This window comes from Rheinheimera texasensis (assembly GCF_964031785.1).
Taxonomy (GTDB): Bacteria; Pseudomonadota; Gammaproteobacteria; order Enterobacterales; family Alteromonadaceae; genus Pararheinheimera; species Pararheinheimera texasensis_A.
In genome coordinates this window covers 79,670-103,491 of sequence record NZ_CAXIRE010000008.1, presented here as the reverse complement: position 1 = coordinate 103,491, position 23,822 = coordinate 79,670, and the positions used below count along the sequence as shown (strand labels likewise).

At 54.0% G+C, this 23,822-nt stretch carries 24 protein-coding genes and 1 pseudogene; 7 read left to right on the top strand and 18 right to left on the bottom strand.

Annotated elements, in window-relative coordinates; genetic code table 11:
• Positions 1 to 45 precede the first annotated feature (45 nt).
• Entirely contained in the window at positions 46 to 1,215 is a 1,170-nt protein-coding gene (locus ABNT34_RS01480) for an MFS transporter (RefSeq protein ID WP_348728147.1), read from the top strand.
• 10 nt (positions 1,216 to 1,225) lie between these two features.
• Here the strand turns inward: ABNT34_RS01480 and creD are convergent, their stop codons facing one another.
• The 3 genes from creD to ABNT34_RS01465 form a co-directional block, all read right to left on the bottom strand.
• The gene (gene creD, locus ABNT34_RS01475; protein WP_348728145.1) at positions 1,226 to 2,557 is read right to left on the bottom strand and encodes a cell envelope integrity protein CreD; all 1,332 of its coding nucleotides are present in this window, start codon (positions 2,555 to 2,557) and stop codon (positions 1,226 to 1,228) included.
• 107 nt (positions 2,558 to 2,664) lie between these two features.
• Positions 2,665 to 4,143, bottom strand: coding sequence for a two-component system sensor histidine kinase CreC (creC, locus tag ABNT34_RS01470; protein ID WP_348728143.1), 1,479 nt, complete (start codon positions 4,141 to 4,143; stop codon positions 2,665 to 2,667).
• Positions 4,137 to 4,847 (bottom strand): response regulator, encoded by a 711-nt coding sequence (locus ABNT34_RS01465; protein ID WP_348728141.1) that lies wholly within the window; start codon positions 4,845 to 4,847, stop codon positions 4,137 to 4,139. The genes creC and ABNT34_RS01465 overlap by 7 nt, the downstream gene beginning before the upstream one ends.
• 208 nt (positions 4,848 to 5,055) lie before the next feature.
• Between ABNT34_RS01465 and ABNT34_RS01460 the strand changes: the two genes are divergently transcribed.
• The 4 genes from ABNT34_RS01460 to thpR all read left to right on the top strand — a co-directional run bounded on the left by ABNT34_RS01460 (position 5,056) and on the right by thpR (position 8,014).
• Positions 5,056 to 5,484: a cytidine deaminase gene (locus ABNT34_RS01460; protein WP_348728139.1), complete on the top strand. Its 429-nt coding sequence runs from the start codon at positions 5,056 to 5,058 to the stop codon at positions 5,482 to 5,484.
• A gap of 9 nt (positions 5,485 to 5,493) precedes the next feature.
• Positions 5,494 to 6,810, top strand: coding sequence for a thymidine phosphorylase (gene deoA, locus ABNT34_RS01455; protein WP_348728137.1), 1,317 nt, complete (start codon positions 5,494 to 5,496; stop codon positions 6,808 to 6,810).
• Positions 6,811 to 6,930: 120 nt separating this feature from the next.
• Positions 6,931 to 7,470, top strand: a complete 540-nt coding sequence (locus ABNT34_RS01450) for a cysteine hydrolase family protein (protein ID WP_348728135.1) — start codon at positions 6,931 to 6,933, stop codon at positions 7,468 to 7,470.
• Positions 7,460 to 8,014, top strand: coding sequence for an RNA 2',3'-cyclic phosphodiesterase (gene thpR / locus ABNT34_RS01445; RefSeq protein WP_348728133.1), 555 nt, complete (start codon positions 7,460 to 7,462; stop codon positions 8,012 to 8,014). The genes ABNT34_RS01450 and thpR overlap by 11 nt, the downstream gene beginning before the upstream one ends.
• Here thpR and ABNT34_RS01440 read toward each other — a convergent pair.
• From ABNT34_RS01440 to trxA, 4 genes are all read right to left on the bottom strand, one after another.
• Positions 8,011 to 9,081: a DUF3083 family protein gene (locus tag ABNT34_RS01440; RefSeq protein WP_348728131.1), complete on the bottom strand. Its 1,071-nt coding sequence runs from the start codon at positions 9,079 to 9,081 to the stop codon at positions 8,011 to 8,013. The genes thpR and ABNT34_RS01440 overlap by 4 nt on opposite strands.
• A gap of 152 nt (positions 9,082 to 9,233) precedes the next feature.
• Complete coding sequence (locus ABNT34_RS01435) at positions 9,234 to 10,529, bottom strand: NAD(P)/FAD-dependent oxidoreductase (RefSeq protein ID WP_348728129.1); 1,296 nt, start codon at positions 10,527 to 10,529, stop codon at positions 9,234 to 9,236.
• 212 nt (positions 10,530 to 10,741) lie between these two features.
• Positions 10,742 to 12,010, bottom strand: a complete 1,269-nt coding sequence (rho, locus tag ABNT34_RS01430) for a transcription termination factor Rho (protein ID WP_348728127.1) — start codon at positions 12,008 to 12,010, stop codon at positions 10,742 to 10,744.
• Between the two features lie 192 nt (positions 12,011 to 12,202).
• Positions 12,203 to 12,529: a thioredoxin TrxA gene (trxA, locus tag ABNT34_RS01425; protein ID WP_348728125.1), complete on the bottom strand. Its 327-nt coding sequence runs from the start codon at positions 12,527 to 12,529 to the stop codon at positions 12,203 to 12,205.
• Positions 12,530 to 12,693: 164 nt separating this feature from the next.
• Between trxA and rhlB the strand changes: the two genes are divergently transcribed.
• Entirely contained in the window at positions 12,694 to 13,980 is a 1,287-nt protein-coding gene (gene rhlB, locus ABNT34_RS01420) for an ATP-dependent RNA helicase RhlB (RefSeq protein WP_031570400.1), read from the top strand.
• Positions 13,946 to 15,490 (top strand): guanosine-5'-triphosphate,3'-diphosphate diphosphatase, encoded by a 1,545-nt coding sequence (gppA, locus tag ABNT34_RS01415; RefSeq protein WP_348728122.1) that lies wholly within the window; start codon positions 13,946 to 13,948, stop codon positions 15,488 to 15,490. The genes rhlB and gppA overlap by 35 nt, the downstream gene beginning before the upstream one ends.
• A gap of 59 nt (positions 15,491 to 15,549) precedes the next feature.
• Here gppA and hemB read toward each other — a convergent pair whose 3' ends face one another.
• From hemB to ubiE, 11 genes and pseudogenes are all read right to left on the bottom strand, one after another.
• Positions 15,550 to 16,563, bottom strand: a complete 1,014-nt coding sequence (gene hemB / locus ABNT34_RS01410; protein ID WP_348728120.1) for a porphobilinogen synthase — start codon at positions 16,561 to 16,563, stop codon at positions 15,550 to 15,552.
• Positions 16,547 to 17,284, bottom strand: a complete 738-nt coding sequence (locus tag ABNT34_RS01405) for a GGDEF domain-containing protein (protein ID WP_348728118.1) — start codon at positions 17,282 to 17,284, stop codon at positions 16,547 to 16,549. The genes hemB and ABNT34_RS01405 overlap by 17 nt, the downstream gene beginning before the upstream one ends.
• 70 nt (positions 17,285 to 17,354) lie before the next feature.
• Positions 17,355 to 18,158, bottom strand: coding sequence for a TatD family hydrolase (locus tag ABNT34_RS01400; RefSeq protein WP_348728117.1), 804 nt, complete (start codon positions 18,156 to 18,158; stop codon positions 17,355 to 17,357).
• Positions 18,148 to 18,636: a hypothetical protein gene (locus ABNT34_RS01395; protein ID WP_348728115.1), complete on the bottom strand. Its 489-nt coding sequence runs from the start codon at positions 18,634 to 18,636 to the stop codon at positions 18,148 to 18,150. Before ABNT34_RS01395 ends, ABNT34_RS01400 begins: the two co-directional genes overlap by 11 nt.
• 56 nt (positions 18,637 to 18,692) lie before the next feature.
• On the bottom strand, positions 18,693 to 19,199 hold the full coding sequence (locus ABNT34_RS01390) for a hypothetical protein (RefSeq protein WP_348728113.1): 507 nt from the start codon (positions 19,197 to 19,199) through the stop codon (positions 18,693 to 18,695).
• Positions 19,186 to 19,965: a twin-arginine translocase subunit TatC gene (gene tatC / locus ABNT34_RS01385; RefSeq protein ID WP_348728111.1), complete on the bottom strand. Its 780-nt coding sequence runs from the start codon at positions 19,963 to 19,965 to the stop codon at positions 19,186 to 19,188. Before tatC ends, ABNT34_RS01390 begins: the two co-directional genes overlap by 14 nt.
• Positions 19,943 to 20,386: a Sec-independent protein translocase protein TatB gene (gene tatB / locus ABNT34_RS01380; protein WP_348728109.1), complete on the bottom strand. Its 444-nt coding sequence runs from the start codon at positions 20,384 to 20,386 to the stop codon at positions 19,943 to 19,945. The genes tatC and tatB overlap by 23 nt, the downstream gene beginning before the upstream one ends.
• Positions 20,387 to 20,520: 134 nt before the next feature.
• A pseudogene (gene tatA / locus ABNT34_RS01375) lies at positions 20,521 to 20,679 on the bottom strand (twin-arginine translocase TatA/TatE family subunit); the annotation flags it as partial.
• 100 nt (positions 20,680 to 20,779) lie between these two features.
• Complete coding sequence (gene ubiB, locus ABNT34_RS01370; protein WP_348728107.1) at positions 20,780 to 22,408, bottom strand: ubiquinone biosynthesis regulatory protein kinase UbiB; 1,629 nt, start codon at positions 22,406 to 22,408, stop codon at positions 20,780 to 20,782.
• Positions 22,405 to 23,031 carry an SCP2 sterol-binding domain-containing protein gene (locus ABNT34_RS01365; protein ID WP_348728105.1) on the bottom strand — a complete coding sequence of 209 codons (627 nt, stop codon included), beginning with the start codon at positions 23,029 to 23,031 and terminating at the stop codon, positions 22,405 to 22,407. The genes ubiB and ABNT34_RS01365 overlap by 4 nt, the downstream gene beginning before the upstream one ends.
• Positions 23,032 to 23,041: 10 nt before the next feature.
• Complete coding sequence (gene ubiE, locus ABNT34_RS01360) at positions 23,042 to 23,809, bottom strand: bifunctional demethylmenaquinone methyltransferase/2-methoxy-6-polyprenyl-1,4-benzoquinol methylase UbiE (protein ID WP_348728100.1); 768 nt, start codon at positions 23,807 to 23,809, stop codon at positions 23,042 to 23,044.
• Positions 23,810 to 23,822: the final 13 nt, after the last annotated feature.

The following is a 23,822-nucleotide window of genomic DNA, read 5'->3' as shown; positions in this document are numbered from 1 at the left end:
TAATAGCCGCTTAGCCATCTGATTTGTTTGTCCGGAGTTCAGCTTATGTCCCGTTTTCACCCCACCGCGATGATTTTTGGCGGCTTCTTTCTGCTCGGGATCCTGATCATCCTGTGGGGCATTCTGCTGCCTGATTTGAGTCGTGAACTGCAGCTCGGCCCGGCGCAAAGTGGCTGGTTTTTTCTGACCATGGCTTTGGGCACTATCAGCGGTGCTTTTATCGGCGGCAAATATGTGCAGAAGTTTGAATTCCTGCGGTTATTTGCCGTGCTGGCGCTGCTTGAAACTGTGATTTTGTTTGGTATCTCGATGCTGCAGCAACGCTGGCAGCTGTTTGCCGGTATCTACTTATTTGGCCTGATTGCCTCTGTGATGTTCACCATTGGCCATACGCTGATCGCCCGGCTACATGCAAATAAACGCGCCAAAATGATGGGGCTGATGGACTTTATGTTTAGCCTCGGCACGCTGGCCGCGCCTTTTATGGTCGTGCTGCTGTACTGGTGGCAGGACGACTGGCGCTGGCCGGTGCGGTTGATGGCGCTGAGTTTAGTTGGGTTGGCGGGTTATGCGTTCTGGTTATCCCGGCAACAGCTGGAGTTGGCTGGCTATTCCGACACAGTGCGACGCAGTTTGTCTTACCGGGCTGTGCTGAAAAAACCAGTGTTCTGGGCGCTGGCCTTTGCCATGTTTGGTTATGGCGCCGTGGAGTGGGGCAACGGCAACTGGTTTGTCAGTTACGCCAGTGCGGCTCTACCTTTTGACACCGAGCAGGCCCGGCTTATCTTTGCGTTTTTCACCGGCGGGATGGTAATAAGCCGCCTCGGTTTTGCCTGGTTTATCCCGCTGCTTGGCAGCAAAAAGCTGCTGCGGCTGCTGGTGCTGTTGATGTTCAGCGGCGCTTTACTGGTCAAAACGATGGACAGTGCAACAGGGCTGGCGCTGGGTAATCTGTTGCTTGGCCTGGGGCTTGGCGGTGTCTATCCCTTGTTGTTATCTGCGGCGATGGATTTGGATGCTGACAACGGCCCGGTGCTGTCGGGTTTGTCGAATATTGCCGGCTCACTCGGTTGTCAGCTGGCGGGTTTGGGGACCGGATTGTGGGCACAACAAGCCGGTATTGGCCAGGCCTTCTGGATGTTGCCGCTGCTGGCCGTCTGGTTATTTGCTTCGGTCTGGTGGTTCAGCCGGCTGGCGGCCAGAGCTGCCGGCTGAACGCATAGTGTCAGATCGCGTCGTCTGGTGTGGATTGGCTTTGCCAGACCTGCTGCCAGTTCAGCCTGCGGGTACTGAGCATCAGCACTGCTAAAGTGGCGAATAACAACAGCGTGCCGCTGAGCAGGGCGAAAGTTTCTGCCTGCAAAATCAGATACAACAGGCCCTGTAGCAGCAGATAGACCGCAGAGACCGCCATACTGCGCTGCATGCTTTGCAGCACTGCAGCTAAGTAGCTGTATAACAATAACGCACACGCCAGACTCGCCAGCCAATAGGCTGCCAGAAAACCGATCAGTTCTGACAACGACAGCAGCAGTAAATAAAACATCACCAGCGTCAGCCCGACCAGTAAATAATGCATCGGATGGAGCTGGATGCCGCTATGGCTCAGCAATTCCGCCAGATAAAACCAGGCGAAACTCAGCACTATCACCAAAATGGCGTACTTGATGGCCCGTTCGGTTTGCTGGTAGGGGTCGACTGCTTCAATCAGACTGACACTGAATGCCTGTTCAGTCAGTGCTTTACAGCTTGGCTGGCCAAAGCAACGGCTCAGTTCCAGGCTGGCCGGATTTGATAATTCACTGCTTTGCCAGCTGGCGCTAAACCCTGATGGACTGATCTCACGTTGTTGTGGCAGGTATCGGCCCTGAAACGCCGGATCCGGCCAGTTACTGCGCAATTGCCAGCGACTGCTGCGTGCGACCGGCAACACACTGAGGCTGCTGCTGCCTTGCAGTTCCACTGACAGCTCCAGGTTCATTGCTTGTTCCAGTTGGCTGAGTTGCAAAGGCAGGTGAATACCTTCCGACATAAAACTGAGTTTACTGCCGGAGCCAAATGGCTGTAGCTCCCCATTGAGCTTTAGTTGTGGTAAACGGGTAAAACCGCGACTGTCATTGACAGCGAAACTGATCCAGGCCGCTTTGATCCGCGGGGGACCCACCTGGCCTGCAGCGGTATTAGCCAGCAGTTCGGCTGAAACTGCAGCAAAGCGGGCTTTAATCTGGTGCTGGCTCTGATAAACCCGTGCCCGGTACAAACCGCGGCTACGTTGTTCGGTCTGCACCTCACTGCTCAGTTGTAATTCGTCGGCCTGCTGCAGCAGATATTGGCTGTGGAGACTGGTTTTGTCTGTGGATTGAACCTGCGTGGTTTCCAGTTCCACCACCAGCAGTGGCCCGCTCAGCAACTGGGGACCGCTGCTGCTGTCGGCAATTTGCTGCTGAACCTGCTGATTGAGTTCGGCACGTTCCAGTACCAGATTGTGGATCACACCGACCGGCAGCCAGAGCAGCGCTATCAGCGCGGCGACCAGGATTATTTTATGTTTCAGCATGGGGATTCCTCCGGGGTTTTGCTTCATTGCAGCGCTATTGTCGTGCCTGAGGCGTGCCGCCGGGTGGAGCCGGGCTGGAGCTTATGTGGAGTTTTGGTGGAGTTTTGTCACAACGACGGCAACCAGATGCTGACCTGAACCCCGTCAGGCAAGTTATCAAACTGCAAATCTCCCTGATGCAGCGCCAGCACCTGACGGACAAAACACAACCCGAGGCCCGTGCTTTTGCGACCGGCATTGGCGCTGCCGGCCGGCCTTGGCAGTGAGAAAAATTTTTCACCAAGCCGCGCCAGCGCGTAATCCGGGATCTGCGGCCCCTGATTGGCCAGTTGCAGGCATAACTTCTGCTGCTGTGATTGCAGCGTCAGCCGCAACCAACCGCTACCGGGCATAAAGTCCAGCGCATTATCCAGCAAATGTTGCAATGCCTGACGCAACAGCGTGGCATCGCCGGCCAGTTGTTGCGGTGTCAGTTCAAGTTGTAGCTGCACCTGCATAGTCGCGAGTCTGGCACTGTTGCTGTCCAGCAACTGACGGACCAGCAAGTCCAGTGCGACCGGCACCGGCTGTGGCAGGTGCGGCAGCTGCTCCAGGGCGGAAACGGCCAGCAGTTGCTCACTCAGCCGGTTCAGCCGGTCTGATTCGTTGCGGATATGGCCGAGAAATTTCTGCCGGTCAGCTTCAGGTAACGGATTAGCCAGAATTTCAGTCGCCGCCCGGATCGCCGTCAGCGGGCTTTTCAGCTCATGGGTTAAAGTTTGCAGCGCTTCATCGCGCAGTGCTTTGCCTTCCAGCTTGGCGCGGAATGTATCCAGGGCAGTAGCAAGATCGCCAAACTCAAAAAACAGCCGGAATTTGGGTGGGGCCAGCCGCAGTCCGGCATGCAGGCCCCGGATATAGTGCCGTAGCCGGTTCAGGCCACTTTGCAGACGCCAGGTCAGTAAGCCGCCAAACAGCAGCCCCAACAGCATCAACGCCATGCCCCGTTCGAGTAAATAGCGCTCGCTGCGATCGATAAAGGGCTGCAGGCTTTGATTGCTTTTGGCGAGCGTCAAAACACCAATGATTTGGCCGTCCGATGCGCGTACTGGTGCTGCCACATGCATCACAGTCGGTGCGCCCGGCTGGTCGCTGGCCGGACTGGAGCGGGCGCCATACTGACCGCGCAGTGTGCGATACACATCGTTCCAGCGCGAATAATCGGCGCCAACAGCCAGGTCTTTGCTGTCAAACTGCACTATGCCCAGCTGATCGGTCAGGTAGATGCGGTAGTCCGGTGTGGTCCGCTGCAAACCCCACAGCTCCGGCCGGGCACTGCGCTGGCCATATTGGCGCAACATCTGTTCAACTTGCGGCTCGGTGAGCCGGCCTTGGCTGAGATGAGGCGCGACCAAATCTGCCAGATGCTGGCTGGCGTCAATCAGGCTTTCTTCGCTGGCCTGGCGAAAACCCGGTTTAATTTGTTCGGCCAGTACGCTCAGCACCAGATAACCGGTCAGGCCAACAAAAGCAAAATACAACAGGAATAACCGTAGCGCGAACGGCAGCCGCAGATGGCGCCGCACCGGGTGCGAAGGTTTTAGCATGGATCGGTTTCCACCTGACCGGCCGGCACACAGAGGTAACCAAAACCGCGCTGCGTCAGCAGATACTGCCGGTCGCTGCAACGGCGCAGTTTGGCGCGCAGACTTTTAATATGGGTATCGATATTGCGCTCGTATTGGCTGCTTTGAGCAATTTCGCCAGCGGCCAGCAGTTGTTCACGGCTTCTTACCTGAGCCGGATACTGCAGAAAATGACTTAACAGTTTATATTCCAGCGCCGTCAGTTCCAACATCTGCGCACAGCAGCTGATCCGGCATGCCTGTGGCTGCCAGACAAAATCACCGATGCTCAGCTGTGGCTGGCTTTGCTGTGTCGCCGCCGTGGCCGGACGCTGCCAGCGTTTGAGATTGGCTTTGACTCTGGCCACCAGTTCGCGTGGGCTGAATGGTTTGATGACATAGTCGTCGGCACCGATCTCCAGCCCGACCACCCGGTCGGTTTCGTCATGGCGGGCGGTCAGAAAAATGACCGGTACTTCACTGCTGCGCCGGATCTCTTTGCAGAATTCAAAACCGTTGCCATCGGGCAGGCCGACGTCCAGCAGTAATAGGTCTGCCTGAGTCCAGAGTTGCCGGGCTTCAGCGAGTAAAGTACACCAGTGCACAGTCCAGCCTTCCGCTTGCAGGCTGTAGATCACCGCATCTGCGATACCCGGTTCATCTTCCAGTAACAAAATCCGTGTCATTGCCTGCTCTGCTGCCGTTGGTCGGATAACATTGTGATAGGAAGTTGGCGCCGGAACAAGAGCGGCATTGGCGCGGGCAGCAAGCTGGACTGACGTTGACATTGTTGTTGATAATTTCGCCAGTTGAACCCGTGCGCTGCTGCAACACTTGATTCTTTTTGTTTTTCGGCGCATAACATGCTGCCCGAACTATCCTGTGAGATTAAGGATGAATACATCTATCGATTGGGCAGCACTGCAATTACAGGCCAAAGCCGCATCTGAACAGGCTTACGCGCCTTATAGTCATTTCCCGGTTGGCGTTGCCATTCTGGCCAGTTCAGGTCGGATTTACACTGGTTGTAACGTTGAAAACGCTTCTTATGGCGGCACCACCTGTGCCGAACGCAATGCGATTGCCGCTGCAGTGGTCGCCGGTGAGCGCCAGTTTGACGCTTTGGTCGTTTATACCCCGCAAGACAAACTGACACCGCCTTGTGGCATCTGCCGTCAGGTCATTGCCGAATTCTTCACGCCGGACAGCCCGGTCGCCAGCTGCAACCACTTAGGTGCACTGCAAAGCTGGACACTCGCCGAATTACTGCCGGATGCCTTTACGCCGACTTATCTGGCGGCCAGCACCAAGGTTAAATCCTAAGGACTCTTTATGTATTTACCGCAGGAAATCATCAAGTTAAAACGCAATGGCGGTAAGTTGCCAGAAGCGGCCATTCAGCAGTTTGTCACAGGCCTGACTGACAACAGTTTCAGCGAAGGCCAGACGGCGGCGCTTGCGATGGCAATTTATTTAAACGGCATGGCAACCGAAGAGACGGTCGCGCTGACCCGCGCCATGCGCGATTCCGGTGCTGTGCTGAACTGGCAGGGCAAACTGAATGGCCCGGTGGTGGATAAACATTCGACTGGTGGTGTCGGCGACAAAGTCAGCCTGATGCTGGCGCCGATGATCGCCGCCTGTGGCGCTTACGTGCCAATGATTGCCGGCCGTGGTCTGGGCCATACCGGCGGTACAGTGGATAAACTGGAAACTATTCCGGGCTACAGCTGCACCCAGCCGTTAGCCGTGATCCAGCGCGAAGTAGCCCGTTTGGGCTGTGTCATCGTTGGCCAAAGCGCCGAGTTAGCGCCAGCAGACCGCCGGTTGTATTTGATTCGGGATGTCACCGCGACCGTGGAGTCTATTCCGCTGATCACCGCCTCGATTTTGTCGAAAAAGCTGGCGGCGGGTTTAGATGTCCTGACAATGGACGTGAAAATCGGCTCCGGCGCCATTATGAAAAATATCGACGATGCTTCTGCGCTGGCACAAAGTATTGTGAATACTGCCAAAGGCGCCGGTGTACCGACGCAAGCCTTGCTGACCGACATGAACGAATGTCTCGGCAGCAGTGCAGGCAATGTGCTGGAAGTACTGGAGACGCTGGATTATCTGACCGGCAAATACCGCGAGCCACGGTTGCATCAGGTCACGCTGGAACTTGGTGCCAGCATGCTGCAACTGGCCGGTTTGTTTGCTGACAAAGCCAGCGCCATGGCGGCACTGGAGCACAGCTTAACTTCTGGCAAAGCGGCGGAAATTTTCGCTCAGATGGTTGCGGCTATGGGCGGTCCGGCTGACCTGCTGGAAAAACCAGAGCTGTATCTTGGCAAGGCGCCTGTGGTGCAGGATATTGTCGCGTCACAAGCCGGTTATCTGGCGGCCAGCGATACCACGGCGGTGGGTATGGCGGTGGTGCGTTTAGGCGGTGGCCGCGCCCATCCGGCCCAAGTGATTGACCCTGTGGTTGGTTTTAGTGATGTGCAGGCGCTGGGCTCGAAAGTCGCCGCCGGTGACGTGCTGGCGCGGGTGCATGCGGCTTCGGTTGAAGCGGCGGCAAAAGCCTCTGCTGAATATCTGGCTGCGCTGAGTTTTAGCGACAGCGCCGTCAATCTGCAACCGATTGTGCATAAAGTGATTGATTAAATGTGATATTCGCTTACAAAGAGCCTGCAGTTGCAGGCTTTTTTGTTTGGGCTCCTGTCTTGTGAAAACGTTATGCTGCCGGCACAGTAACGGGGATGAACGCTTACCGAGGAATACCTGATGTCAGGCAGTGCTTTACTCATTATAGATATGCAACAGGGGTTATTTGCTGACCGCTTGCCGGATGACTACGCGGCAGTATTGCAACGTTTGCAAGGGTTGCACGAGGCCGCGCATCAGGCAAAAAGACCGGTGATTTTTGTCTGTCACGAAGCGCCAGATTCGATGTTGGCCTATCAAAGCGCGGGTTGGCAGCTGGTCGAAGGCTTGCAGTGCGCGGCAGATGATTTACTGGTGCGCAAAACCACGCCGGATTCCTTTTTACGCACCGATTTACATCAATTGCTACAGCAGCGGCAGATCAACAAGTTAGTGATTGCCGGTTATGCCAGTGAGTTTTGTGTGGATACCACGGTCCGCAGCGCGGCCGCCCATGGTTATGCCATTGATTTAGTCGCGGACAGCCATACCACGCATGACAAGCCACATCTGGCGGCAGCCCAAATCCGTGCCCATCATAATGCCACATTGGCGGCTGTGCGTAGTTTTGGCGTGCCAATCCGGCCTGTCTCTGCGGCTGAGGTGGTATTTGCCGGCTGAAGCACAATTCCGCTGGCCTGGCGCTGACTGCCGGTTGTTTGTTGGCGTAGGGGTAAATCCGGCGCAACAGCAGCAAATAGCTGCTGTGCTGGCAACATTGCCGGCCGCGCTGAAACCGGTGCCGCAGCAAAATCTGCATCTGACTTTAAGGTTCTTAGGTCAAAGCAGTGAAACTCCGGCCCGGCAGTTATGGACGCAGCTGGCGGCGGCAGCACTGCCGGCATTCACTGTCAGATTGGACGAGCTGTTATGTTGGCCCGGAGCTAAAGTGTTATGTCTGGCCGGATCTGTCACAGACCCGGCGTTACAGCAGCTCGATAAGGTGATAAACCAAGCCGCAGCACTGGCCGGTTATCCGCCGCCCCACCATCAGTTGTATCCGCATATCACGCTGGCGCGCCATGCCGGACAGCTGCCGGAACCGCCATTAACAGTGCCGGTGTTATCAGTAGAGCCAACGCAACTGCATTTGTATCAATCCGTTTCCACGCCAGCCGGTGTGCGTTACCCGATACTGGCGTCTTTGCCATTGCTGCCTGCTTAAAGCGTATAACTCAGATGCTGATGGAAGCGGATCACACAGTCGTCGGTATCACCCTGCAGCGCCAGATTGCGGCATAGTTGCTTCAGCGCTGCTTCGACCTGATTCATAAAACGACCATAACCCCATTCAGAACTGTCATCCTGACCCGCCGCAAACACCAGATGCACGGTGTCAGGCAGAATATCCGGTTGCCAGTGGCTTTGCAGCTGCAGCAGTGGGCTGGTCAAATCAAAATTCAGCATCCGCAGTTCACGACCTGCGCGGGCTTTGTCCAAATGACTGTTGCGTACCAGCGGTAATGTACCGTCGGCCACTAAAGCAATTTGATTCAGCTGATGCGAGCTGGCAGCTTCGGTCAGTAACTGCTCCAGCCGGACAAATAACCCGGACCAAGGCGGCATTTGTTCCGGGTCCACACCCAATACTTCTTTGATTTTGCGGCTGAATGGCAGGCTGACGATGGCGTAGTTCATCGTCTGATGCGCTGTTGGGATCACCACATCGCGGGCGGCATAACGCTGTTCTAAGTCGCGTAATTTATAACCATAACTGTCATTGCAGCCTTTTTGCCGGGCAAATAGGTCATAAGACAAATGCTGGTGATCACGCAGCTTCATATGCTGATCCGGCAGTGGCAGACGTTGGCGGAACTGTTGTACCACTGCCGCGACTTGTTGGTGAAAAGTGGCCGCTTGTGGGCGGATTTCGCTGCCGGTCGCCAAAAATAACAGGCTGATTTTGCGGGCGCGGTGATAAGGGTCGACAAAACTGTGCTGCGCTTCATGATAACGCGGATTATAAAAAAACAGGATTTGATCCTGTGTCTGAAAACTAAATGCTTCGGTGTGATACCGCACCACCGGTAATTTGTCATTGGCAATGAAACTGACGTGACGCAGCCCGGCTTGCTGGCACAAGGTAAAAAACAGCTGACCCAAAGCTTTGTAACAATGTGCCTGATCTTCATATTGCGCCAGCAAGGCTTCGCTGACTTGCAATTCGGCCAGCAGATATTGGTTATCTTTGGCGGTTTGCGGAATATAAACTTTGTGCAAAGAAGTGTGCATAACAGCTCCGTGTTGAGGCTCAGGATTCGGTGCACAGTGTAGGGAGCTTTTCGGAACAGAATCTTGTCTTAGCGCAAGCTTTGCTGAAAGTCTGGCAAAAAAACAGGGACCATTTTGGTCCCTGCGTTATTGGTGCGGCAGCTTAGTGCAGCCTAGTGCAATTTCAGCCGTGGCCGGATAATTTTATTAATGCGGCCAATCACCGAAATCGCCATAGTGCGCAGCCAGCCATGTAAGGCGACCTGATGCATCCGGTACAGCGAAATATAAGCCATCCGGGCAATCCGGCCTTCAATCATCATAGCGCCGCCAACCAGATTACCCATAAGGCTGCCGACAGTGCCAAAGCGACTCAGTGAAATCAGCGAGCCGTGGTCTTTGTACTGATAGTCGGTCTGTGGTTTACCATTGAGGGCAGCCAGCAGATTTTTTGCAACATGCGACGCCATCTGGTGCGCGGATTGCGCCCGTGGCGGCACCCATTTGTTATCTGGTAATGGACAACCGGCGGCATCACCAATCACATAAATCTGGCTGTCGCGGGTGGTTTGTAACGTCGGCAATACCAACAGCTGATTCAGCCGGTTATTTTCAAGGCCTGCCAGGTCTTTCAGGAAATCAGGTGCTTTAATACCGGCCGCCCAGACCATCAGTTCGGCCGGCAGGAATTCATCACCAAGTTGCAGACCGTGTTCAGTAGCCGCGGTAACTTTAGTGGCGACGCGGACATCCACGCCGAGTTTGACCAGCTCCTGATGTGCGGCGGCGGCAATACGTTCCGGCAGCGCCGGTAAAATGCGGGGGCCGGCTTCAACCACTGTGATCTTGAGCCGGTCGCGTTTCATCTCGTTAAAGCCATATTGATTCAGTTCACGCGCCGCATGGTGTAGCTCAGCCGACAGCTCCACGCCGGTAGCACCTGCACCAACAATCGCGATATTCAGATTTTCTTTTGGATGCTGCGGTGAATTCAGCTTGATATAGGCTTCGAGCAAACGGCGCTGGAAACGATGCGCCTGTGCCGGGCTGTCGAGGAAAATACAGTGGTCGGCAACGCCTGGGGTATTAAAGTGATTGGAAATACTACCAATCGCCAGCACCAGATAGTCGTAGCCGATGCGGCGCTCTGCCAGCACTTCTTCGCCTTGCTCGTCGATTAAGGGAGCGAGGATCACTTCACGTTGTTCACGATCCAGCCCGGTCATAGTGCCAAGCTGGAACTCAAAAGCATGTGCACTGGCGTGGGCACGATAGGTGATTTGGTCGATATCGACGTCCAGTGTGCCGGTGGCCACTTCATGCAGCAACGGCTTCCAGATGTGTGTTGGATTGCGGTCCACCAGCGTGATTAAGGCCCGGCCTGATTTGCCGAGTTTATTGCCCAGACTGGTTGCCAGTTCAAGCCCACCAGCGCCACCGCCAATAATAAGAATACGGGGATTTGCCATGTTTCCTAACCTTTGTTTGTCATCGAGATACAAGAGCAGACTCTTGTACGCCAACAGGTCCGGGCCCAACTCCCGGGACTGCCAGCGGCGCAGACACCACCAGGTCTCCACGGCTTGACCAAAGCACAGCTGATCTGCCGAAGCAGCCCAACATCAACTGCAGTCAGGTCCTTTATCGTAATAAAAAACCGGCACACAGGCCGGTTTCGGGGTTAACTGTTTTTCGCCCGTTTCATCGAGTCGAAGAATTCGTCATTGGTTTTGGTCATCGACAGTTTATCGATGAGGAATTCCATGCAGTCAGTCTCATCCATCGGATTGAGGATCTTGCGCAGGATCCACATTTTTTGCAGCTCTTCGGATGATGCCAGCAATTCTTCGCGGCGGGTACCGGAGCGGTTGAAATCGATGGCCGGGAATACACGGCGTTCAGCGATTTTGCGCGACAGGTGCAGTTCCATGTTACCTGTGCCTTTAAATTCTTCGTAAATGACTTCGTCCATTTTCGAACCGGTATCGACCAGCGCTGTGGCGATAATGGTCAGACTGCCACCTTCTTCGACGTTACGCGCGGCACCAAAGAAACGTTTTGGTTTGTGCAGAGCGTTGGCGTCGACACCGCCGGTCAGGACTTTGCCTGAACTTGGGATCACGGTGTTGTAAGCGCGGGCCAGACGGGTAATAGAGTCGAGTAAAATGATCACGTCTTTTTTGTGTTCAACTAAACGTTTGGCCTTTTCGATCACCATTTCAGCAACCTGGACATGGCGGCTGGCTGGTTCGTCGAATGTAGACGCGACTACTTCACCTTTGACCATCCGTTGCATCTCGGTGACTTCTTCCGGACGCTCGTCAATCAGCAATACCATCAGCACGCATTCCGGGTAATTGGAAGCAATCGACTGGGCGATGTTCTGTAACAGAATGGTTTTACCGGCTTTTGGCGGCGCGACAATCAGACCACGCTGACCACGGCCAATCGGTGATGCCAGGTCCAGTACCCGGGCAGTGATATCTTCTTTACTGCCGTTACCACGTTCCATCCGCAGGCGCGAATTGGCGTGTAATGGGGTTAAGTTTTCGAACAGAATTTTGTTGCGTGCCTGCTCCGGGCGGCCGAAGTTCACTTCATTGACTTTCAGCAGGGCGAAATAACGTTCACCTTCTTTCGGTGGCCGGATCAGGCCAGAGATGCTGTCGCCGGTACGCAGGTTAAAACGGCGGATTTGGCTTGGTGATACATAGATATCGTCGGGGCCGGCCAGATAAGAACTGTCGGCAGAACGCAGGAAACCAAAGCCATCAGACAGAATTTCCACTACACCGTCGCCGTAGATTTCTTCACCGTTTTTGGCGTGAGATTTCAGGATGGCGAAAATGATGTCCTGCTTGCGCAGACGGGCCATGTTTTCGAGGCCCATGGACTCCGCCAGATCAACCAGCTCGTTAATCGGCTTCAGTTTCAGTTCGGTTAAATGCATATTGATGGATTCTTGTGTATCAAAACGGAAAGAAAGCTTTTCGCTGAGCAAATGGGTAAGAGTTTGGATTGGTCAACGAACAAGCGGGTTTTAGAAAAGTTGCTGGATCACACCTTAGCAGGATAAGTTTTGGCCGTCTAGGTCAAACAAAAAAAAGGCGTATAAAAAATACGCCTTTTCGCTGGAGTTCGGTTAGATATTGCTATCCAGGAACTCTTTTAACTGGGTTTTCGACAGGGCGCCGACCTTAGTCGCCGCAACCTGGCCGTTTTTGAACAGCAGCAATGTTGGGATGCCGCGGATCTGGAATTTTGGTGGTGTGTTCGGGTTATGGTCGATGTTGACCTTCGCCACTGTGACTTTGCCTGCATATTCTTCAGCAACGTCGTGCAGGATCGGTGCAATCATTTTGCAAGGACCACACCACTCAGCCCAGAAATCAACCAGCACCGGGCCTGCTGCCTGTAACACGTCCGCTTCAAAGCTGTCGTCGGTCACTTGTAAAATTTTATCGCTCATTACTCTCTCCGCTGGGGCAGGGCCACTGAAACTGTGCGGCTGTACTGCCATTAAACCGAACCCGACCGCATTGCCGGTAAGGCCTGAAATTGCTGTTAAAAAACTCGCTTCAATTTTATCCGGACTGTTCCTTATTGCAAGCGCAACGGTTATGCTTAGCCGCTATGAATAAAACACATCTCACGACACATAAGTTTGCCGACTTCGCACTGGCGCCTCAAATTCTCGAGGCTCTGACTGCACAAGGCTACCAATATTGTACGCCCATTCAGGCGCAGACTTTGCCATTAGCACTGGCGGGCAAAGACATCGCCGGACAGGCCCAGACCGGCACCGGGAAAACCCTGGCCTTTCTGACTGCCACCTTTCACTATTTACTGAATCATGAACCAAAAGGTTCAGGTCAGCCGCGCGCTATTATTATGGCGCCGACCCGTGAACTGGCCGTGCAAATCCATAATGACGCTGAAGCGCTGGCAAAAAGTGCCGGTTTTAAGCTTGCTCTGATTTATGGGGGCGAGGGTTACGATTCTCAACGTCAGCTGCTGGAAAAAGGCGCAGATATTCTGATCGGCACCACAGGCCGGCTGATTGATTACCTGAAACAGGGGCTGTACGACCTGTCGCAAATCCAGGTGGTGGTGCTCGATGAAGCCGACCGCATGTTTGACCTGGGTTTTATCAAAGACATCCGTTTTATGTTCCGCCGCATGCCACCGGCCACTGAGCGCCTGAGCCTGCTGTTTTCTGCCACTTTATCTTACAAGGTGCAGGAACTGGCGTTTGAACAGATGAACCAGCCGGAACACATTCATATTGCGCCTGAGCAAATGACCGGCAGCCGTATCACTGAAGAGCTGTTTTATCCGTCCAGCGAACACAAAATTCCATTGTTGTTATCGCTGATGGAAGAAGAGTGGCCGGATAAAGCCATTGTGTTTGCCAATACCAAACACTGGTGCGAAGACATTTTTGCCTGGCTGGAAGCGGATGGCCATCGCGTGGGTATGTTAACCGGCGATGTGATCCAGAAAAAACGCTTAAAAATTCTCGACGATTTCACCAGCGGTAAGCTGGATATTCTGGTGGCGACCGACGTCGCGGCCCGTGGTCTGCACATCCCGAAAGTCAGTCATGTGTTTAACTTTGACCTGCCGGACGACTGTGAAGATTACGTACACCGGATTGGCCGCACCGGCCGTGCCGGCGAAAGCGGCAAAGCCATCAGTTTTGCTTGCGAGCGTTATGCGTTGAATCTGACCGCAATCGAAGATTACATCAAGCATTCCATTCCGGTCACACAATATGATGCCAGCGCCTTGCTGACGGATTTAGTGGTGCCAAAACCACGCGTGCGTCGCCGGATGGGACAACCAAGACCAGGTCAAAGCCGCACCGGTGGCCGTGGAACTCCGAATGGACCAAGACCAGCTCGCACCCGACCTCGTTGAGACCGGCTTTGTTCTGCCGGCAAGCACACAGCATCAGGATATCTATGCTGTGATTGATCTCGGCTCCAACAGCTTTCACATGTTGATGGTGAAAGTTGTTGGCGGCAGTGTACAAGTGATTGGCCGGGTTAAACGCAAAGTGCGTCTGGCCAGTGGCCTGAATGACAGCCTGGTGCTGAGTAAAAAAGCCATGACCCGTGGCTGGGAATGCCTGGCCTTGTTTGCTGAACGGCTGCAGGACATCCCGTCACAAAACATCCGTATTGTTGGTACTGCCACTTTACGCCTCGCCCATAACGTCAAAGTCTTTTTGACCGAAGCAGAAAAAATTCTCGGCCATCGTATTGAAGTCATTTCCGGCGAAGAAGAAGCCCGGCTGATTTATTTGGGCGTCGCACATACCTCCAGTTCTGACAGTAACCGCCTGGTGATTGATATCGGCGGTGCTTCGACCGAAATGGTTATCGGCCATGGTTTTGCACCTTTGCATCTGGCCAGCCTGCATATGGGCTGCGTCACGTATCTCGACCGCTATTTCAGTGACGGTTTACTCAGCGAAGACAATTTTAATGCGGCTATTGCCGCGGCTGAGGCAGAAACCGCCAGTATCGCGCAGCAATTTCTCAGCACCGGCTGGCAGCTGTCGGTGGGCGCATCCGGCACAGTGCAGGCGATGCAGGAAATTCTCGTCGGCCAGGGCATGGATGAAGTGATCACGCTGGCGCGACTGGAAACCATTATGCAGCAGAGTATTGCCTGCGGCCAAATCGACAAACTCGACATTATTGGTCTGGCGCAGGAGCGCAAACAAGTGTTTGCCTCGGGCCTGGCCATTTTAATCGGCTTATTCCGGCAGTTACATATCCCTGGCATGACCCTGTCTGGCGGTGCGCTGCGCGAAGGTATTTTGTACGGCATGCTGCCGCAGCTGCAGCATACCGACGTGCGTAACCGTACTATTGCCAGTCTGATGGTGCGTTATTACATCGACCAGCAACATGCCAACCGCGTCGCTGAAATGGCGCTGCAACTAGCGCATCAGCTGCAGGACCAGTGGAATCTGGCCAAGTTTGAAGGCCTTAGTATGCTGCGGGCCGGCGCTTTATTGCATGAGCTTGGCTTGCTGATCGAATACAAAAATCACCACCATCATGGCGCTTATATTATCAGCCATACCGAATTGCCGGGCTTTACCCGGGCGCAGCAACAGTTGCTGATGGCGCTGGTGTTTAACCATCGCGCTGACATTCAGCGCGATATTATCGCCCGCCAGACCATGACGTCGGTGTTGTTAGCGGTGCGATTAACCCGCTTGTTGCGTCTGGCGGTGATTCTATCGATGCGGCGTAAACATGAAGCGCTGCCAGAAGTGCAAATCAGTGCGCAGGCGGAAGTATTAATAGTGGCGCTGCCTAAAGGCTGGCTCGAGCAACATCCGTTAATGCGGGCAGAGCTGGAACAGGAAGTGGCCTATCAACAGGCCGCCGGCTGGCAGCTGCAAGTGCGCTAACGCTTTGTATCAAATAGCAAAAAGGCCGCAATTGCGGCCTTTGTCTTTTCTGGCGACTATCAGACCGACTGTTCTTTCAGCCAAATCGCTACTTTTTTGGCGAAATAAGTCAGGATGCCATCGGCGCCGGCGCGTTTAAATGCCAATAAGGATTCCATCACCACCGGTTTTTCTGCCAGCCAGCCGTTCTGGATAGCGGCAACATGCATGGCATATTCGCCGCTGACCTGATAGGCAAAAGTCGGCACGCCAAATTCGTCTTTGACACGGCGCAGGATATCTAAATATGGCATACCAGGTTTTACCATCACCATGTCGGCGCCTTCTTCCAGGTCCATCGCCACTTCACGTAGGGCTTCATTGCTGTTAGCCGGGTCCATCTGGTAGTTCTTTTTGTTGCCGCCTTTTAAATTGCCGGCAGAGCCGACCGCGTCGCGAAACGGGCCATAGTAGCTGGACGCATATTTGGCGGAATAGGCCATGATCCGTGTGTTGACATAACCTTCGGCTTCCAGCGCTTCACGAATGGCACCAATACGGCCGTCCATCATATCTGAAGGTGCGACGATATCGGCGCCGGCTTCGGCGTGCGACAGCGCCTGTTTCACCAGTGCATCTGTGGTGATGTCATTCACCACATAACCTCTGTCGTCGATGATGCCGTCCTGGCCATGCGTAGTGAACGGGTCCAGTGCGACGTCAGTGATCACACCGAGTTCTGGTACGTGCTGTTTCAGCAAGCGCACGGCGCGCTGGGCCAGCCCATCCGGGTTCCAGGCTTCTTCGGCTTCTAAGGATTTTTTGTCAGCAGCCGTCACTGGGAAAATCGCGATGGCGGGAATGCCTAAATCTGCGAGCAGACGTGCTTCTTCGAGCAGCAGGTCCAGCGTCAGCCGTTCAATACCCGGCATTGAGGCGATAGTTTCGCGTTTATTGTCACCGTCGATGATAAACATTGGGTAGATCAGGTCGTTGACAGTCAGCTGGTGTTCGGCCATCAGCCTGCGGCTGAAATCGTCGGCACGCATCCGGCGCATGCGGCCGGCAGGGAAATAACTAGAGTTCGGATTCATCCGTAGTTCCTTCGGTTGGCTCAGGGACAGCATCACCGGCTTCAGGTTCCGGTGCGGGTGCCAATTGTACCTGATTACGCCCTTGCTGTTTGGCCTGATATAAGGCCCGGTCGGCAGCCTGAATATAATCTGTGCTGACCATCCCGGGTTCTGCGACCACCGCATAACAGCCGGCGCTGATCTGCACGCCAAGCTCGCCGATTTCGGTCTCAAACGGTGTATCTGCAATCGCCTGACGGATTTGCTCAGCCAGCGCGACTACACCTTCGGCATCAGTATTCGGCAGAATTAAGGCAAACTCTTCACCACCATAACGGCAGATATGATCGCTGGAGCGCTTCAGCAATGCTTGAATCCGCTGCGCGACGCCGCGGATCACTGCATCTCCGGCCAGATGGCCGTGCTGGTCGTTAATCTGCTTAAAGTGGTCAATATCCAGCATCACTAACGCCAGCGGCCGCTGTTCACGCCGGCTGCGTTTCATTTCGGCCTGAATTTTTTTATCAAAATAGGCGCGGTTGCGCACGCCACTTAAAGCATCGAGTGTATTTTGTTCTTCCAGCGCGCGGTTTTTTTCTGCCAGTTCAGTCAGGGCAACCTGTAATTCCAGCGTGCGGGATTGGATACTGTCTTCTAGACGCTCGGCGGTTTCCCGTTGCCAAATCAGCTGTTTGCGATAAACCACTAAGGCACAAAGGGCAGCGCCAATGCTGAAGCTCAAGCTGATAACCAGGACGAACAGCCAGGGAAACTGTAAAACGGGTGCGAAAAAATTGAGGACGGGCTGGAAATCAGGCATCGGCAGTGATCCGGAACAACTTCAGGCTATTAGCCCGGCTGGCACTAGCGACAACTGCCATATCCAGTTGCAGTAAAGCGGCAACTTTTGCGCCGATCGCTGGCAAAAATGCAGGCTCGTTGCGGCGGTTTTTCGGCTTGTCCGTTAAGTTACGTGGTAACAAATAAGGTGCATCCGTTTCCAGGACCAGACGGTCCAGCGGTACAAATTTCAACGCTTGTTGTAAGTCAGTGCCGCGCCGCTCGTCACAGAGCCAGCCGGTAATACCGATGTATAAGCCCAAATCCAGATATGCCCGCAGTTGTGCGACATCACCGGTAAAACAATGGGCGATACCATGATTTATCTGATGTGCCTGCAATAAATCGATTTGGTCGGCAAAAGCGTCCCGTTCATGCAAGTAAACCGCTTTTGCATGTTGTTTGGCAAGGGAAAGTTGTGCAGAAAACACGCGTAACTGTTGCTGTTTGGCCGAGAACATCCGGTTATAGTCCAGACCACATTCGCCGACAGCGACCACTTCCGGCTGTTGTAACAACAGTTCGAGTTGTTGCAGCCAGTCTGTACTGACATTATCGGCCTGGTGAGGATGTACCCCGGCTGTGAAAAAACAGCCGGGATGTTCAGTGCAGAATTGCAGATTGAGTTGGGTCTCCGCGAGGTCACTGCTGATCAGCAATAATTCGCTGACGCCCGCTGCCTGGGCCTGACTGACGATGTGAGACCGGTCCTGATCGAATTGGGCGCTGAATAAATTCACGCCCGCATCAAACCAGCGGCTGGGGTCAGTCGACACGACGGACCCGGATTTTGCGGTTACTGCGGCCGTTATCCAGCAGGAAAGAGCCAAAAGTCGCGCGGGCGACAGTGCAGACATCACCGGCTTTGATATCCAACCTGCTGTCATCGATCTGTAGCCAAATTTGACCATTTTGCATGGTCACTTCGAGCCGGCCTTTTGACGTGGTGCGGACTGTTTTGACTGTTAGTTTCAGGTCTTCAACCTGTTGCTCCGGCGTGCGCTTTTCCAGACCAAAATTCTGGACAGGATCTGCCACGACCTGCACTGTTGGCGTTGCAGGCGTTGCAGGCGTTGCAGGCGTTGCAGGCGTTGCAGTGAGTTGCTGGGTGCTACGAGCCAGCTGGTCGTAACATTGCAGCCGGGCATGGTCTGCTGTTAGTTGTAAGCAGCTTTGTAACGCCGCAGGCAAGTCAGCCGCTTGTAGCGGAGTGTTCAGAAGCAAAAACAGGGGCAGTGCGTTCAGAATTCGCATATCTCTCCTAAAGTCTCCAGGCCTGAGTGATGTCACTCTCAACTGAGGGCTTGATTTCAGCGGATCCGTTTAACCCGGATCGATTTAGTCCCTTGTTGGCATTTCATCGTGTACGAACCAAAAACGCCGCTGCTGATCACACAACTGTCACCCTGACTGACTTTCAGAAACCCATTATCGAGCTGCTGCCAACGCTGGCCATTCTGCATGGTCAGTACGAGTTTTTGCCGCGAATCCGTGCTGACGCTTTGCACCTGCACGTTCAGGTCGGCAATTCTGGACTCTATAGTCTCACCGCTGGTACCGAACAAGGCTTCATCACGGGCAGTTTTCACCGGTTCAGTCACATTCGCTGTTGAGGCCGCTGCGACTGTAGCGGTTGACGGCACTGTCGCAGTGACATTTTTGGCACTGTGGGCATCAACATACTGGTCATAACACTTCAGGCGGGCGGTGGCGTCCGCAATATCACGACACTGCTGCAGGCTTTCTGCGGCAGTAACTGACCCAATCAGGCCACAAAATAACAAGGCACTGAGCCTGCGCATATCAGCTCTTTTCATCAATGTTCTCTTCCGTGACTGCTTCGTCGGCGTCATCAGCCGGCCGTTCGTAGAAGCGACCCAGCCAGATGCCGATTTCGTACAAAATACACATTGGGACGGCCAACAGCGTTTGCGACAACACATCCGGCGGCGTTAAAAACATCGCGACGACAAAAGCGATGACGATGAAATATGGCCGTTTTTCAATCAGCGTCGCTCTGTCCATCACTCCGGACCAAATCAACAACAACATGGCAACCGGAATTTCGAAACTCAGGCCAAAGGCAAAAAACATCTGCAGGACAAAATCGAGATAGGTACTGATATCTGGCGCGTTCACCACGCCTTCAGGTGTGACACTGGTAAAGAAGCCAAACACCAGCGGAAACACAAAGAAATAAGCGAAGGAAATTCCCAGATAAAACAACAGCGTCGACGAGATAATCAGCGGTGCTATCAGATGTTTTTCTTTGTTGTACAGGGCCGGCGCGACGAAGCTCCAGATTTGGTACAACACATAAGGAATAGCCAACACAAAAGCGACGATAAACGTCAGTTTAAAGGGCACAAAAAAAGTCGATGCCACGCCAGTGGCGATCATCGTTGTGCCCTTCGGCAGCGATGCTAACAGCGGCATGGCCAGCAGGTGATAAATGTCGTTGGCAAAATATGCCAGGCTCAAAAATAACAAGACCACGGCTGCGATAGATTTTAATAGCCGGTTTCGCAGTTCAATCAGATGCCCCATCAGGCTGTTGGGGTCATGTCGGTGTTTTTTGCTCATGCGCTTGTGCTGTTGGTTGACCACTGGAAGGGGAGACGGCAGCCGGCGCCGACTGTGCTGTAACTGCAGGGGGAGTGCTTGCTACCGGTGTGGCAGCTGGCAGTTGTGCCGCGATGTCGGTCGCAGCTTGTGCGGGCTTGCTATACGGACTATTTACATCCGCGGCAGCCTGGCGCAGTTCGGCCAGCGCATTGATTTCGTCTGCAGACAAACCGAGCAGGCCTTTTTCTTCAGCCTGCCGTAGTTTTTCGTGCAGTTCATGCACCCGCAGCTCATCAGACAATTCAGATTTCATCTGATGGCCGAATTCACGGATAGAACGAATGGTACCCGTTACAGTGCGGATAGCGCCGGGTAGCTTCTCAGGCCCTAACACCAGCAGAGCAACGACGCCAACAACAACCAGTTCCCAGAAACTCATCAGTGTTTATCTTGTACCTGATTCACCGGGGCCGCGTTTTGGGCTGGTGCGGCCGGCGCTGCAGGTTGTGTTGCCGCTGGCTGTGCTGTCACCGCAGCGTCGCGTTTTACTTCGGCCGGAAAACTTGCATCCTGCTCTGTGGATTCATCCGACTCTTTGATTGAATTACGGAAACCACGAATTGCAGAACCGAGATCGTTACCGATGTTGCGCAAACGTTTGGTGCCAAACAACAACACAATAATCACCAGAATGATCAGTAACTGCCAAATACTTACGCCACCAAGACCCATGATATATGCTTCCTCAGACTAAAAACTGTTCCAGTATACGCTTGTTATCTGCCCGAACTCCATGCCCGGCGCCGATCCCTGCGCGGATTCTATAAAAAAATTATGACAATATTGCTTTAACGGCACCAGCGGCACCCAGCATAAAAGCGCCAAGTGCCAGCGTTTGTTGGCCCAGTGCCAATAAAACAGTGGCACTGATGATGAGTGCTGCAGCGGCAATCATCAGTTTCAGGCTTCGGCCCTGTTGTTGCTGGGTCTGCTGTAGCAGTTGTAATTGTGCCAGTAACATTTGCTGCGACCGCGGTTGTTGCTGCAGATAGCTATGCAACAAAGTGGGCATTTCCGGCAGCTTTTCGGCCCAGAATGGCAGGTTTTCTTTGATTTGTCGCAGCATAGCCCAAGGGCCCATTTGCTGCTTCACCCAGTTTTCCAGGAACGGCTTGGCGGTTTTCCACAGATCGAGCTGTGGATACAACTGCCGGCCTAAGCCTTCGATATATAACAATGTTTTTTGCAGCAGTACCAGCTGGGGCTGGACCTGCATATTAAAGCGGCGCGCCGTATTAAACAGGTTCATCAGCACCTGACCAAAGGAAATCTCGGCCAGTGGTTTTTGGAAAATCGGCTCACAGACGGTGCGGATTGCGCTTTCAAACTCTTCGATGGAGGTGTCAGCCGGTACCCAGCCGGAATCGACGTGTAATTCGGCCACTTTTCGGTAATCGCGGTTAAAAAAGGCGACAAAGTTCTCGGCGAGGTAACGTTTATCTTCGCGGTTCAGCGTGCCGACGATGCCGCAATCGATACCGATGTATTGCGGGTTATGCGGTTTATCCGGCGCCACAAAGATGTTGCCGGGGTGCATATCGGCATGGAAAAAGCTGTCACGAAACACCTGGGTGAAAAACACTTCAACACCGCGTTTGGCTAGCAATTCCATGTCAGTGCCATTGGCAATCAGGCGCTCAGTGTCCGACACCGGAATGCCGTAAATGCGCTCCATCACCATGACATTTTTCCGGCTGTGGTCGCTGTAAACAAACGGAATATACAGGGATTCGGAGCCTTCGAAGTTGCGGCGCAGCTGAATGGCGTTGGCGGCTTCGCGTTGCAAATCCAGCTCGTCGAGAATTGTTTTGCGGTACTCCGCGACGACTTCGCGCGGCCGCAGCCGTTTGCCGTCTGGCAAAAACCTGGCTGCGGCGATGGCAAGGTCTGCCATCAGTTCCAGATCGGCCTGAATTTGTTGTTCGATATCCGGCCGGATCACTTTAATGACGACTTCCGGCGCTGAACCATCGGCCAGACGCAAGCGTGCGGTATGGACCTGAGCGATGGAAGCCGACGCCAGCGGTGTCACGGCAAAGTCGCTGAATAATTCGTTGATGTCATTAAGACCAAGCGCCTGCTCAATCAGCCGCTGTGCCTGATTGCCGTCAAAGGGCGCTACTTTATCCTGTAGTTTGGCCAACTCATCGGCCAGTTCTGGCGGGAACAAATCGCGCCGGGTCGACAACATTTGGCCAAATTTGACCCAGACCGGACCCAGACTTTGTAGTGCCAGTCGCAGCCGGACGCCCGGACTTTGTTGCGGATGGCGGTTACGCAGCCAGAATAAAACGACCCGCAGTGGCTTTAGCCACCAGGGGCGCCACTGCGCCGGGATCAGCTCATCAAGGCCGTGCTGTAATAAGGTTTTAATGATTTGATAAAAACGGCTGATACTCATGCGAAGGCCTGTGACTGCGAAAGCAGGCCAGCAAGCTGGCGTTGTAAAAGTTCGGTACGGGCAGCGACTGCGCTGACGTCCTGGCTGAATTGCTGCACTTCGGCAGCGACCGGCGTCAGCCGCAATTCGTCCTGCGCCAGCTCGCGCAGGCTGTGCTCACTTTGCTGCAGATATTGGCGGATACTGCGTTGCAGCAGCTGGATGCCACCGGCAACTTTGTGCGCTGCCGCATCACCCAAATAAACCGACAAGCGTTCCTGCCAGTCCGGATTCAGCTGCTGAAAAAACTGCGAAAACTGTTGCAGTGTTTGCAGGTCGCCATCGATTTGTAGTTTATCCTCACGGATTAAGCGGGTCAGCTGGCTGGGGTCAGTGAGTTGCTGCAAGGCCGATAAATCGGCGCAAATGCTGCAATCGACCGGTTCGTCATGGCTGTTCAGCCAGATGCCGTTTTGCTGCGCCGTAAACACCAGCCGCAGCGAAATACCCCGTAACCGCACCGCAAACTGTTTGCCCTGCAGCCGGTTGAGGCGCGACGGCGCATCCGGGTCCATGCCAATCAACGGGTTCAGCACTTGTTCCGCGACAGTGCACAATAAGCCGGGCAGCAACAGTTTCAGCATCATCAGCTCGTCAGAATTTATAACCGCGGTGTAAGGCGACAATGCCCCCGGTCAGGTTGTGATAGCTGGTTTCAGCGAAACCGGCTTGCTGCATCATCTGTTTCAGTGTGTCCTGGTCCGGGTGCATACGGATAGATTCTGCCAGGTATTGATAAGATTCGCGGTCGTTGGCAACCAGCTGACCCATCGCCGGCAACAGTTTAAAGGAATACAGGTCATAGACTTTGCTGAGCCAGGCTTCGGTCGGTTTGGAGAACTCCAGCACCAATAAGCGACCACCGGGTTTCAGCACGCGGAACATTGAACGCAATGCCGCGTCTTTGTCGGTCACGTTGCGCAGGCCAAAAGCGATAGTAATGATGTCAAAACTATTGTCAGCAAAAGGTAAGGCTTCGGCGTTCGCCTGCACATAGCTGATGTTGTTAACCAGACCCAGGTCACGCAGCTTGTCTTTGCCGACGTTCAGCATCGATTCGTTGATATCGGCCAAGATCACCTGACCGGTCGGGCCGACCCGGCGGGAAAATAACGCGGTCAGATCGCCGGTGCCGCCGGCTAAGTCCAGCACTTTCTGACCGGGCCGCACACCGCTGCAATCAATAGTGAAGCGTTTCCACAGGCGGTGGATGCCAAGCGACATCAGGTCATTCATCACATCATATTTGGCCGCAACACTGTGAAATACATTGGCAACCATCGAGACCTTGTCGTCACGGGCAACAGTTTTAAAACCAAAATGGGTGCTGTCTTGGGTGCCGGAATGCTGTTGTTCAGACATGAAATAACCTTAG

Coding starts and splice junctions, on each gene's coding strand:
- ABNT34_RS01480 (WP_348728147.1), top strand. CDS start 46: ATGTCCCGTTTTCACCCCACCGCGATGATTTTTGGCGGCTTCTTTCTG.
- creD (WP_348728145.1), bottom strand. CDS start 2,557: ATGCTGAAACATAAAATAATCCTGGTCGCCGCGCTGATAGCGCTGCTC.
- creC (WP_348728143.1), bottom strand. CDS start 4,143: ATGCTAAAACCTTCGCACCCGGTGCGGCGCCATCTGCGGCTGCCGTTC.
- ABNT34_RS01465 (WP_348728141.1), bottom strand. CDS start 4,847: ATGACACGGATTTTGTTACTGGAAGATGAACCGGGTATCGCAGATGCG.
- ABNT34_RS01460 (WP_348728139.1), top strand. CDS start 5,056: ATGAATACATCTATCGATTGGGCAGCACTGCAATTACAGGCCAAAGCC.
- deoA (WP_348728137.1), top strand. CDS start 5,494: ATGTATTTACCGCAGGAAATCATCAAGTTAAAACGCAATGGCGGTAAG.
- ABNT34_RS01450 (WP_348728135.1), top strand. CDS start 6,931: ATGTCAGGCAGTGCTTTACTCATTATAGATATGCAACAGGGGTTATTT.
- ABNT34_RS01440 (WP_348728131.1), bottom strand. CDS start 9,081: ATGCACACTTCTTTGCACAAAGTTTATATTCCGCAAACCGCCAAAGAT.
- ABNT34_RS01435 (WP_348728129.1), bottom strand. CDS start 10,529: ATGGCAAATCCCCGTATTCTTATTATTGGCGGTGGCGCTGGTGGGCTT.
- rho (WP_348728127.1), bottom strand. CDS start 12,010: ATGCATTTAACCGAACTGAAACTGAAGCCGATTAACGAGCTGGTTGAT.
- trxA (WP_348728125.1), bottom strand. CDS start 12,529: ATGAGCGATAAAATTTTACAAGTGACCGACGACAGCTTTGAAGCGGAC.
- rhlB (WP_031570400.1), top strand. CDS start 12,694: ATGAATAAAACACATCTCACGACACATAAGTTTGCCGACTTCGCACTG.
- gppA (WP_348728122.1), top strand. CDS start 13,946: ATGGACCAAGACCAGCTCGCACCCGACCTCGTTGAGACCGGCTTTGTT.
- hemB (WP_348728120.1), bottom strand. CDS start 16,563: ATGAATCCGAACTCTAGTTATTTCCCTGCCGGCCGCATGCGCCGGATG.
- ABNT34_RS01395 (WP_348728115.1), bottom strand. CDS start 18,636: ATGCGAATTCTGAACGCACTGCCCCTGTTTTTGCTTCTGAACACTCCG.
- ABNT34_RS01390 (WP_348728113.1), bottom strand. CDS start 19,199: ATGAAAAGAGCTGATATGCGCAGGCTCAGTGCCTTGTTATTTTGTGGC.
- tatC (WP_348728111.1), bottom strand. CDS start 19,965: ATGAGCAAAAAACACCGACATGACCCCAACAGCCTGATGGGGCATCTG.
- tatB (WP_348728109.1), bottom strand. CDS start 20,386: ATGAGTTTCTGGGAACTGGTTGTTGTTGGCGTCGTTGCTCTGCTGGTG.
- ubiB (WP_348728107.1), bottom strand. CDS start 22,408: ATGAGTATCAGCCGTTTTTATCAAATCATTAAAACCTTATTACAGCAC.
- ABNT34_RS01365 (WP_348728105.1), bottom strand. CDS start 23,031: ATGCTGAAACTGTTGCTGCCCGGCTTATTGTGCACTGTCGCGGAACAA.
- ubiE (WP_348728100.1), bottom strand. CDS start 23,809: ATGTCTGAACAACAGCATTCCGGCACCCAAGACAGCACCCATTTTGGT.